The sequence below is a fragment of the Flavitalea sp. genome, assembly GCF_035489435.1.
GTDB lineage: Bacteria > Bacteroidota > Bacteroidia > Chitinophagales > Chitinophagaceae > DATHKG01.
Genome location: NZ_DATHKG010000025.1, coordinates 1 through 10,874, shown reverse-complemented (window position 1 = coordinate 10,874; position 10,874 = coordinate 1). Strand labels below are relative to the sequence as shown.

Here is a 10,874-nt window from a genome sequence, read left to right as displayed (position 1 = left end):
GTGCGGCTTTTGTTTATCACGGCTCAGCTGCCGGATTATCTGCCACACCTAACAGCACTCCCGATGATGCTGATGATTTTCAGACCAGTTTTGGAATAAGTGTTGCTTCTGCCGGAGATGTGAACGGTGATGGCTACAGCGATGTGGTCATTGGTGCTATGAATTTTACTGAAGGTGCAAATGTTGAAGAAGGCAGGGCCTTTGTTTATCATGGGTCTTTAACAGGATTATCTGCTACCCCAAATAGTATCCTTGATGACGCAGACCAGTTTGGAGCTTTATTTGGCCGCAGCGTAGCTTGTGCCGGAGACATAAATGGCGACGGCTATGCTGATGTGATTGTTGGCGCTGATTCATATGACGATGGTATTAATACAGACGTAGGCCGTGCTTTTGTTTATCATGGTTCTGCCGCAGGTTTATCTGCCAGCCCTAATAGTACGCCTGATGATGCAAATCAACTGCAGTCGGGTTTTGGAGCGAGTGTTGCCTCTGCCGGTGATGTGAATGGTGATGGCTACAGCGATGTGATCATTGGCGCACAGGGTTTCAATGATGGTGCAAACACATCGGAAGGCCGTGCTTTTGTTTATCACGGCTCCGCAACCGGTTTATCGGCTAACCCAAACAGTACGCCTGATGATGCAGACCAAGCATTCGCCCGGCTCGGCAGTAGCGTAGCTTGTGCGGGTGATGTGAACGGGGACGGCTATGCTGATGTGATCATTGGTGCTGACACCTACACTGACGGGGGAAATGCAAATGAAGGGCGTGCTTTTGTTTATCATGGTTCGGCGGCAGGTTTGTCCGCTAACCCTAACAATACACCTGATGATGCCGACCAGGCAGATAGTTATTTTGGACTGAGCGTATCTTCTGCGGGGGATGTAAATGGTGATGGCTTCAGCGATGTGATCATCGGAGCTCTTGCATATAATGATGGAGTCAATACAGATGAAGGACGTGCTTTTGTTTATCATGGCTCGGCAGCCGGTTTATCTGTCAGCCCGAACAGTGTACTGGATGCTGCCAACCAGGTTGAGGCATGGTTTGGACATAGTGTCGCATCAGCAGGAGACGTTAATGGAGATGGATACGCCGATGTTATAATTGGCGCAGATGGTTACGATGACGGGGTTAATACAAATGAAGGGCGTGCCTTTGTTTACTATGGTTCTACCACCGGATTATCCGGCACGCCAAATAATATGCAAGATGTTGCGGATCAGCCCAATGCCATGTTTGGCTATAGCGTAGCTTCAGCAGGAGATATAAATGGAGATGGGTACAGCGATATAATTATTGGTGCACCGGGATATGATGACGCTAATACAGATGAAGGCAGGGCCTTTCTTTATAACGGCAATGAATTCACTTTTAACAAGCGCAACAATCTCCGCATGTACAATTCCGATCTTACAACGCCCATCAACAGCAGCAATTTTGTTATGGGTAATTTTGGCGCAGGGCTTTTTGCAAAATCTTTCTTAGGAAGGAATAAAGGAAAAATGGTTTGGGAAACAAGGCTCAATTATAATGCCTACAGCGGTAGTCCAATTACCAACAGCACATTCTTTACTTCGCAGCAGGGCGCTTACACTGATCTTGGATTGGCCGGTGTTGAATTAAAAAATATTATCAACAAGCTTTTGGGCAGCGGCAGGTACACCAAACTAAGGGCAAGGGTAAAATACAACCCTGCCACCGCCATCACCGGCCAGGTATATGGCCCATGGCGCAATGTATCAGCAGTTATTGACGCCAACAGTCTTGGCGCCTTACCCATTGAATTAATTTCTTTCGATGCCGCATGGCAGCAAAAGGGTAAAACAGCTAAAATTAATTTTACTACCGATAAGGAATCGGGCATCTGTTGTTTTGATATTGAAAAAAGCATGGATGGCTTTAATTTTTATACTATCGGGAGCATTGCAGCAAAAAATACAACAGGTAAACAATATTATAGTTTCATTGATAATAATGCAAACAGCAAAAAGCAGTTCTATCGTTTAAAGATCAAAGGCATCACGGGACAAACAGAATACAGTAATATTCAGCAATTGCAAAATAATGGCGCAATGGATATCCTGGTATTTCCAAACCCAGCAACAGATGTTTTGCAATTGCAGCTTAACTCCGTTTATGATAAAATGAATGTGCAGGTCATAAATACAGCAGGGCAGGTTGTAAAACAATTCAATAAGCTTCCCGCATCAAATCAAACAATAACAATACCGGTAAGAGACCTGCCGGCAGGGCAGTACTGGCTGGGTTTACAAAGCGGGGATGATAAGCAGGTGCTGCAGTTTGTGAAGCAATAAAGATTCTCGTCCCCGTCTCTGACGGGGATGCACTGGTTCCGGGTCTTTGACCCGGCTGTTGTCTGAACTTTGATTTAAATGATTCAATGATGGGTATGATTTCCCATACCGTGGTTCCTGTCTTTACGAACCAGTAACATATCATTGCTGCGCAGCTAATTATTGTTCTTTTGTCTTGATAGGTAACTACATGGCAGTTAGACCACGGAGCAAAAAAGCATTGATTTTCAATGAGTTTTATTTCTTGACCTTTTTATGACAAAAAAATGTGGTTCTCAACAACACACTGAAATAATTTGGTTTGTAATTTTGCAAAATGCAACAGGATTTAACACGTATTGCATCAAGCGAGTTAGTTGAAATGCTAATAAAGGATACAGAGTACTACATGGACTTATGTAAGACGGTAGGGAATGACCGTAATAAGAAAATAGTAGAAAAGCATATTGAACTTATAACAACAGAATTAAAAAGTCGGGAAGACTATAAGGAAGTATTTCAAGATGAAGATACAGCTACGAGAACCGCAGAATAGGGTTCTCCAAAAAACATATAATAATAAAAAGAGCCCTCTTAATGAAGGCTCTTTACAGTTTAGGTTCAAATAGGACTTAATAGTTTAAAGAGTGGTTTCTGTCTTCTTAACAGCATTTTCACGCCTTTCTAATTCATCAAGAACCTGAGTAATATGCAATTTATATAGTTGGTGATTTCCATTTAACCCTTTAGTATCTTGGGTATATTCTGAAGTATAAGCAACAAGCCTGTCCAATAACTCTGCCTCGGTTAGATTTTGTATGTTGTCCATGCTTGATTGTTACTACAATTTAAGCTTTTTAAATGGCATTTCCCCGAGTTAGCTATTTCTTCTTTAATGCTTTCTTTTTAGGCTTTGGATTACCCGATACAGATGCTTTCATTATCTTATGGAATAGGTCAGATGCCTCTTTAGCTGATTTTTTTTTACTGCTTTTGCCATAACTACAAATTTAGTACACACTGAATCTTAAGCCCGGTCAATGCGTTAATCTTTACACCTGAAACGGCTGCATGGATTTAAAACAGTGAAAAATAAATCCCGTTATTATAAAAAACAAAAATAAGTTTTATGAAAAAAACTATAAGAAAAGAAAACAAGGTAGCAGGAAGAAAGGAAGATATTCTTTAATAATTGCAAACATATTCCGGTACCGTCTATTAAATAAACTTTATCGATAAAAAATTCAATCCTGCACCTTCCTTTTTAACTCTTCGTACGCATTGTCAATCCTTTCCCTGAGCTTTGGGGGAAGAGGAGTAAGATGGCCTGGCTTAATACGAATTACAGGCCTTACAGCACTTTTTCTTTTCATCATGGTTTTTTCCCTTGATGCCTGCGCCGATGCCCGGTTCGATGGTTGCTCCGGTTCGAGGGCATTCTGCCAGTTCTCAAAATAATTTTGCATGGTCATTACTTCCGATTCCGTGAGGTTAGGCATGAGGTAGCTACCTTCTGTTTTAACCACATCAAGCAGCAATGAATTTATTTCCCATAGCTTTTTAGTATTTTGGTACCGGTTGCTGCTGTCGTTCCTTAATTGCACGTTAAGTGAATTGTTGGCGTCGAGCAGTTTTACCAGGTACTCAAACCTGGCGAGTGTATCCTTAAGTTCCTGTTGTGACGACGGCGGGGCGCTGGCTATCACGCCAACCGTTTTGTCATTATCCTGGTTATCGACAGGGATGTTTGCTTTTACTATATCATCTGGCGGACCAATTGCCGGGACCGTTATTTTTTTTGGTCGTGGAGAAATTTTCAATTTCACAGTTGTATCAGCCGATCGCTTTGCATTAGTTATTTCCTCATCAGGTTTGAATCTCAACATATCGTCCGCGGGCATAGTTTCTTTTCCGGAGGTTGTGATGTTGGCTGCAATTTCAGTGGTTGTTGACGTGAGTGAATCATCGGAACCGGAAAATTTGAAAAAAGCGCCAACAGCCAATAGCGCCAATGTTCCCGATATGATGATCACCCTGATCCTGCGGGATCCCGGGTTCGTTCCGGAAGAACCCGGCTCAGTGATCTCAACATAATAACTGTGGTATGTATCATAGTGCCTGAGAATAGTTGTAAGGGGTAACCCGAATGTTTTAGACATATCCGAAACACCCTTTATTTTGCCAAGCGTGTCATTGAATGAGTTCAAATGTCCTTCTTCCATTTTTGTGTTACCAAGAAGCAGGCCCAGGTTCTCAGCAACTTTTGGATCCTGGTAGTTTGTGATCGCATTCTTTGCGGTCCGGAACGCACGGGCGAAAATGTTCCTGGGTTCATCCATTTTTTGAAGAACCGGCATATATATATTTTCCCAGCTACCGGGCTTATCGATCCTGGAAAAATTATTCCAGAAAAGATCGCATTTAATATTATCAACGATCTGGTCCAGGATGGATGCCGGCTTAAAAGTCATCGTTGCGGTACCAAGCTGGCGTGTATGCCTGGCCATGATAAAAGATAAAAGCGGGGGCGTATCGGATAAACTGTATGCGTCCTTTGTTCCGCAAAAATGAATGTCCGGCAGTTCCAACTGCTCATTATCCTGAACGGGGGAAACAAGAGGAGGCTTATGCGCTTCACCGGGCGTATCTTTATTTAAAGTTGAAAACAGGATATTCACCAGCGTAACAAGGTAAGGATGATGCCTGATCACATTAATATCCTCACTGGTTATCAGGTCAAAGTGTTTAAAATTAGCAAAAGCATATAGTATCTTTTCAAGAACGAAATATTCAACCCCTGTTTCACTAAAGTTTTTTTCCTTCGAGAAGAAGAACCGGCAGTTCTTAAAATCAGGCTGAAGATCATACCTAATAAAGAATTGTGTCTGGTAATCATCAAAAATATATAAAGGGAATATCCGGGAATGTTCTTTGTTGTCATAAGACAGGAAGTAAAGTCCGGGCTCCAGGAACGTGGAGAAATAAACTTTTCCAACCGCATCTTCAAAGGTTGTATTCTTTTCTGTGAATTGAATTTCCTTCGTCCTGTCGATATTAAAAATACTATAGCTCTTTAGCCATTGCCCTGGTGTTTCTGCAGATGGCTTGTCCATATCGCGAAGGGCTGCAAAAAACAGGAAATTAGGGCCGGGCTGATCATTTTCTGTACAAACCAGGCTATAATGTACTGCATCTTCTGAATAGTATTCGTGTGTAGTTCTAAAGCCGAGGACGGGTATGGTAAGCGGGTAATTAAAATCCAGCAACAAATTCATATCTGCATTCACCGAGAAGAACTCTTCCTGGTAGTAATCGAGATAGAATATTTTCAACTGGTAGATCCCCCCGGGCAAACGAAGTTCCAGGAAGTGATTGATCTCATCATGAACGGTTTCCAGGTTACCATTGATGAGCTGTAACCTCATCCCAAAGACCTGTTCATGAAAACTTACGCGAACGTTGTATGTGTCAGAACTGCTCAAGAGTAAGTGTATTTAAATTGTAGTTGGTGAAATATTTCTCCTCCTTTGAAACGTTATCCACGATCTTTATCAATCCTTTTGGTAACTGTATATCCAATGTTTGTCCTTCCACCACGTTAATGCCTACGCCGTTTTCAACGGGCACATTGTCTCCATCATAGAGACTGATATTTGATCTGCGCCGGAAAGTTATGCTGTAATTATAGGCCCGCTCGTTTTTCTCTACCTTACAGATGTTGATCCTGAGACCTCCCGCGCTCACCATCACATCCGCATCCTGGTCCTTTCCGTGTTTAAGTGCGTAAGACTTAAAATTATCCTTGATGTGGGTGGTCAGGTCTTCACCCGAAATAAATCCATCACCGTCAATGTCTGCATCACCCCGAAGTCCATCCAGCAGGAAAGAGGTAAAAGCGCCCCGCTTCTTACTGGCGTCTTCAGTTAGTTCTGTGTCTGCAACGCGGGCTATCTCATAACTTTTTTTCCCGAAAACGGTCGAGTAGCAGATCAACACATTCGTATCCCTTTGTCCCACATAAGCCGTACTAAAATTTGGACTTTTCGGTTCTATCAGCAGGTCGTAATCCCTGCAGCAATCCAGGAAAATGAGGATCTCATCGAATAATCCTTTATTGATAAGACTTTCCTGGTAAGCACGGCTGGAGATATTAAAATTGGGAAGGTCGCTTTGCCATAGCCTCAGGCAAAGGCCGGTATTGTGATAGGTGACACCTATACCGTGGCCCGAAAAATAAAAGTAGAACCTGTTCTTCTCCTCTTTATGTATCGCGGCGTCTTTAAGAATTTCCAGGATCGCCAGGTCAATATCTTCCTGCATGGCAAGCTTGTTCTTATCTGTTGAGGTAAGCACTTTGATCCTGGTATCATCCACCAGCTGGTGCTTTTTCAACCAGTCTGAAAATTGCTCTGCATCTTCCGCAGCGCCTTCCAGCGGCCTTTTTTGATAATGACTAATTCCTATTGCCAATGCATAGTTCATAACTATATTGAATTTAACATAGAGGTGAGTGTTGTTATGTCATTATCAAAATCGCCGTGTTTGAGGGCGGTGGATCTCAGGCTCAGGTCTTCATTGAGGTTATCATCGGATAACACCATATAGTTGGAATAAAGAAACCTGTTCACCGTCTTCAGCTCCTCGAAGTTGGCATACCGGCCTTCTGCTTTGAACTGCTCGTTCAGTCCCAGGATCTTTGCGTCGGTTTCACCGTTCCCTTCTGCATCTGTTTCAAACAACCCGGATACCATATAGAGCAGCGAATGCGTATATACATAGGGTATGCAATGGTCTTTTTTCTCATTCTCGGTCTTCATGGTAAAAAGCTTGAACTTCTTAAAATGCCCGGCATCTTTCGCAGGGAGACAATTCTTAATAAACAGGTCTGTACGGCAGGCGGGGGCCAGGAAGAAAACGTTTTCAAAACGAAGGTCTTTATATCTTTCCATTACTTCCTTTAGCATTACACAGATAACGATGGAACCTGCACTGTGCCCGATGAGATGGATCTCCATTTTTTTTCCTGCAGCGTTCCGCTCCTTATAATGCTGTTGCAACAGTTCCAGGAAATAGCTTCCTGCACGCAGGTTTACACCGCTAAGGCCCGTGTTACCTGCAAACATATTCTCCGCCTTTTCTTTAATGCGGCTCCATCCCCAGGTACCAATACTGCCGATATAAAGTTTCCGGAAAGTTTCTTCCATTACGGTCGGGTAAAAGTCGTGGTGCGTTTTGTGGTAATACCTTTTTAAAACCTTAAATGCCACCTGGGCCACCAATTTCGCGATGGTAAACCATCCGCCACTCTTTGCAGTGCCGTCGTCCGTTGGCTCCAGTTCTTTTGTCAGTGCAGGATCGTCATCAGTTGTGGTATGCTTGAACGCTTCGCTGGCGTCGTTGCTTATAAGAAGCTGGCTTTCCTTTTCAAGATCTGCAAGAAATTCCATTTCCGCATAGGGTCCTTCGGAAAACGCTTCAGGGCCTCCCTTGCCATCCATTTCTTTGTCCAGTTCTTCAAAGGGAAATTGTTTATATTTTTCAGCTTCGATGGTGCCATCGCTGATATAGTCTCCGCCATCCCCGCCTTTCCCGTCTTTGATCCCCAGTTTTTTGGCGGCGATCTTGATAACGAACTTCATCGCATCCTGGAAAAACGATGACCCGGTCTTATCCAGGATGTGTTGCCAGTTCTGCATGATGATCTCTTTGGGGCCTGTTTCCCAGACAAAACTCACAGTATGCCGTTTATCGGAAGTTTTTGTAAAATGGGTAACCATGGTGGTGGCTGCCTCCATACCGGTTTTTTCAGATACCAGTCCACCATGAAAATAGATGACCAGTTTTTCAGTATCATTTTGTTTAAGGTGTTCAAATATTTCTTCCACCTGTTGAGGGGTTGTACTGGAGCTTCCTGAATGAGCAAAGGTTCCGTCTTTGCCAACATTGATGTAATCAATTGCTGTTAGATCCGGCATATGAGTGTTTTATCGGGTGAGCGGCTTTCATACAGACACTGACTGGAATTCATAGAGAGAGCATCCCAAAATAAAAAAAATTTCTGTCTTAAACTATACCACAAAGTGGTAATTCCCTGCCAGACCACGTAGCGTGTAAACACCCTGTTTAATACCAGAAAAAACGGGTACCTGGCACATTGTCTGAACTGTGATTTATATGATTAAGTGATAGCCATGACCATTCTCATCCCCGTCCTCGTCTCTGACGAGGATGGGTTGGTTTTGGGTCTTTGACCCGGCTGTTGTCTGAACTGTGATTTACATGATTAAATGACAGGCATGACCATTCTCGTCCTGGTCTCTGACGGGGATGGTTTGGTTTTGAGTTTTCTAACTCCCGGCTGCTGGCAGAAAGAAGGTTAATGCGATCCCTTTGTTTGACAAAGATTACTGTGCTGGCTAAAAATATTATTTTATTAAAATCAATTTCTTCAAATCTTCAATTTCTTTCTTTATATCACTAATCATCTCCTTTAATTGCTTATTTTCTGATTGGTAATTCTCAATAATAATTTGTTGCTCCTGGATCGCTTTTACAATTGGCACTACGAACTCGCTGTATCTCAGGCTGAGGATTTTTCCGGATTTGTCAATGCCACTGAAATTATATCCTGCCTTAAGCGCAGATCTTTCAACATCCTGTGCCATAAATCCACTAAACCGTATTTGCTCAATGTCATATTTACCCTTAAAATCTTCTGAATTTTTCCTGCCTGTTAATTCGTCTTGTTTTTTGATATCGTACTGGAAGGTTATTGGTTTTAACAGCCGTATAAATTCGATCCCTTTTACATCTTCAAGAACGTTTTTTTTAATCCTTTCATCTGAAAAACTTGACCATCCGACCTGGCCGCCGATGGAATTAACACTTCCATTCCCAATTCTGACCTTGCTGCTTGCATCAACATTAGCAGTATATCCAATTGCTGTTGCGTTTGTCAGGCTATTTGAACCCACATCTACATTATGGCCAATACCGGTATTATAGTTGCCAACTGTATTACTACCAAGCGCCCTCCAGCCAACTCCTACATTTCCATTGCCGGTGGTATTGCCTGAAAAAGTAAAATTTTTGAGCGCTTCATATCCAACAGCAACATTATACTCACCTGATGTATTTACAAAAAGTGCAGAATGCCCGATCGCGGTATTCCTGTTGCCTGTTTGTGAACCACCAAAGGAAAGTAAAGCCTGGTTGCCAACTGCGGTATTATCCGCGCCTGTGGTATTGTTTGCCAGCGCTAAGTACCCGACCGCAGTATTCTCACCTCCTCCTGTTATAGTTTGATAGCCAAGCGCCCTGCTTCCTATCGCTGTATTTTTTGATGTGTTGGTGTTTTCGGAAAGTGCTATATAGCCAAAGGCTGTATTGTCATTGGTTGAAGAATTTTTAAGCGATTGAAAGCCCATTGCTGTATTGTTTGTGCCGCTGTTATTAACCAGCAGCGCCTGGCTTCCTACCGCTGTATTGGATGTACCCGTTGTAATAGCTGATAATGCTGAATAACCAACCGCGGTATTATCATTTGCATTATTTATAGACATAGTGTATGCCCCTATGGCTACATTGCGGGTCCCTGTTGTATTAACTCTAAGGGCATTAAAACCAAAAGCACTATTGTTGCTTGCTGTGGAATTATTTTGAAGTGCCTGCACGCCAAAAGCACAATTTTCATTACCCTCGGTATTGAACGCTAAAGCTGACCGGCCAAAACCGGAGTTATAATTTCCAATTGTATTAGCATAAAGCGCCGCCTCCCCAAAGCCTGAATTCTGTGTCCCCACATTTGACGTACCTGCATTTGATCCCACAAAGGCATTTTGATTTCCTTTTATCGAAAGAACTTTCATGTTATTGATTCTATAGCTGTTATCCAAGGGAATATTAATATCACCTACAATATCTAATTTTTGTATTGGGGTAATGGTGCCTATCCCCACATTACCGGTATTCGAATTATAAATGTCATTACCAGAAGGGGTCCACACGCCAACTACTGTCGTTGAATTAGCAACAGCAACCCAATCCGGCAGGCCAGGTGTACCGGAATTATAATAAAATCCTTTTGGGTCATCAGTTTGATAAACCAGCAACCCTGTTGCAGGTAAGGTAATAGCCGTACGTTGTCCGCTGGTCATCCTGGGAATAAGTAAACCTTTGGAAATGGCGCTGATGTCAAGCATTGCACTGGAGTTAGGACTGGGTGTACCAATTCCTACCTGTGAAAAAGCATTGTCTGAATAAATCAAACAAAATAAAATTGCTAAACCTGCAAAACAAAATTTGACTATTTTCATGATCATTAATTTGCATTGGGAATTAAAGTGAATTTGACCTATTGCGATTCTGAGAGTTGAGCCAAAGACAGTATTGCAAAAAAGCTAAAAATTTAGTCTTTAACACAACGTACTGAGATACCTAATTTCTTACTATATGTACTACTGGATAACTCTTCTGCTTCCTGGTCGGCTTCATAGTACCATGCATTACTGGCAGTACTTTGCGTAGTACTCCACCAGAAAGCGGCGGCACCGAGATTGGCAAATGTTCCATTAG

At 42.5% G+C, this 10,874-nt stretch carries 7 protein-coding genes; 2 read left to right on the top strand and 5 right to left on the bottom strand.

Features of this window, described 5'->3' with window-relative positions:
* Window positions 1–2,321 (top strand): FG-GAP-like repeat-containing protein (locus VK664_RS04475; RefSeq protein WP_461397414.1); only part of this gene is annotated, 2,321 nt, incomplete at its 5' end.
* Between the two features lie 316 nt (window positions 2,322–2,637).
* Complete coding sequence (locus VK664_RS04470) at window positions 2,638–2,856, top strand: hypothetical protein (RefSeq protein WP_461397413.1); 219 nt, start codon at window positions 2,638–2,640, stop codon at window positions 2,854–2,856.
* Window positions 2,857–2,940: 84 nt separating this feature from the next.
* Here the strand turns inward: VK664_RS04470 and VK664_RS04465 are convergent, their stop codons facing one another.
* The 5 genes from VK664_RS04465 to VK664_RS04445 all read right to left on the bottom strand — a co-directional run bounded on the left by VK664_RS04465 (window position 2,941) and on the right by VK664_RS04445 (window position 10,615).
* Window positions 2,941–3,129, bottom strand: coding sequence for a hypothetical protein (locus VK664_RS04465; RefSeq protein ID WP_461397412.1), 189 nt, complete (start codon window positions 3,127–3,129; stop codon window positions 2,941–2,943).
* 415 nt (window positions 3,130–3,544) lie between these two features.
* Complete coding sequence (locus VK664_RS04460; RefSeq protein WP_461397411.1) at window positions 3,545–5,782, bottom strand: hypothetical protein; 2,238 nt, start codon at window positions 5,780–5,782, stop codon at window positions 3,545–3,547.
* Window positions 5,769–6,782, bottom strand: coding sequence for a caspase family protein (locus tag VK664_RS04455; protein WP_461397410.1), 1,014 nt, complete (start codon window positions 6,780–6,782; stop codon window positions 5,769–5,771). The genes VK664_RS04460 and VK664_RS04455 overlap by 14 nt, the downstream gene beginning before the upstream one ends.
* 2 nt (window positions 6,783–6,784) lie before the next feature.
* Complete coding sequence (locus tag VK664_RS04450; RefSeq protein WP_461397409.1) at window positions 6,785–8,275, bottom strand: alpha/beta hydrolase; 1,491 nt, start codon at window positions 8,273–8,275, stop codon at window positions 6,785–6,787.
* Window positions 8,276–8,725: 450 nt separating this feature from the next.
* A complete protein-coding gene (locus tag VK664_RS04445) occupies window positions 8,726–10,615 on the bottom strand; it encodes a tail fiber domain-containing protein (protein WP_461397408.1) in 1,890 nt (629 codons plus the stop codon).
* Window positions 10,616–10,874 lie beyond the last annotated feature (259 nt).

What these genes read in the sequence shown, in the direction of transcription:
- VK664_RS04470 (WP_461397413.1), top strand. Translation starts at nt 2,638, where the DNA reads ATGCAACAGGATTTAACACGTATTGCATCAAGCGAGTTAGTTGAAATG.
- VK664_RS04465 (WP_461397412.1), bottom strand. Translation starts at nt 3,129, where the DNA reads ATGGACAACATACAAAATCTAACCGAGGCAGAGTTATTGGACAGGCTT.
- VK664_RS04455 (WP_461397410.1), bottom strand. Translation starts at nt 6,782, where the DNA reads ATGAACTATGCATTGGCAATAGGAATTAGTCATTATCAAAAAAGGCCG.
- VK664_RS04450 (WP_461397409.1), bottom strand. Translation starts at nt 8,275, where the DNA reads ATGCCGGATCTAACAGCAATTGATTACATCAATGTTGGCAAAGACGGA.
- VK664_RS04445 (WP_461397408.1), bottom strand. Translation starts at nt 10,615, where the DNA reads ATGAAAATAGTCAAATTTTGTTTTGCAGGTTTAGCAATTTTATTTTGT.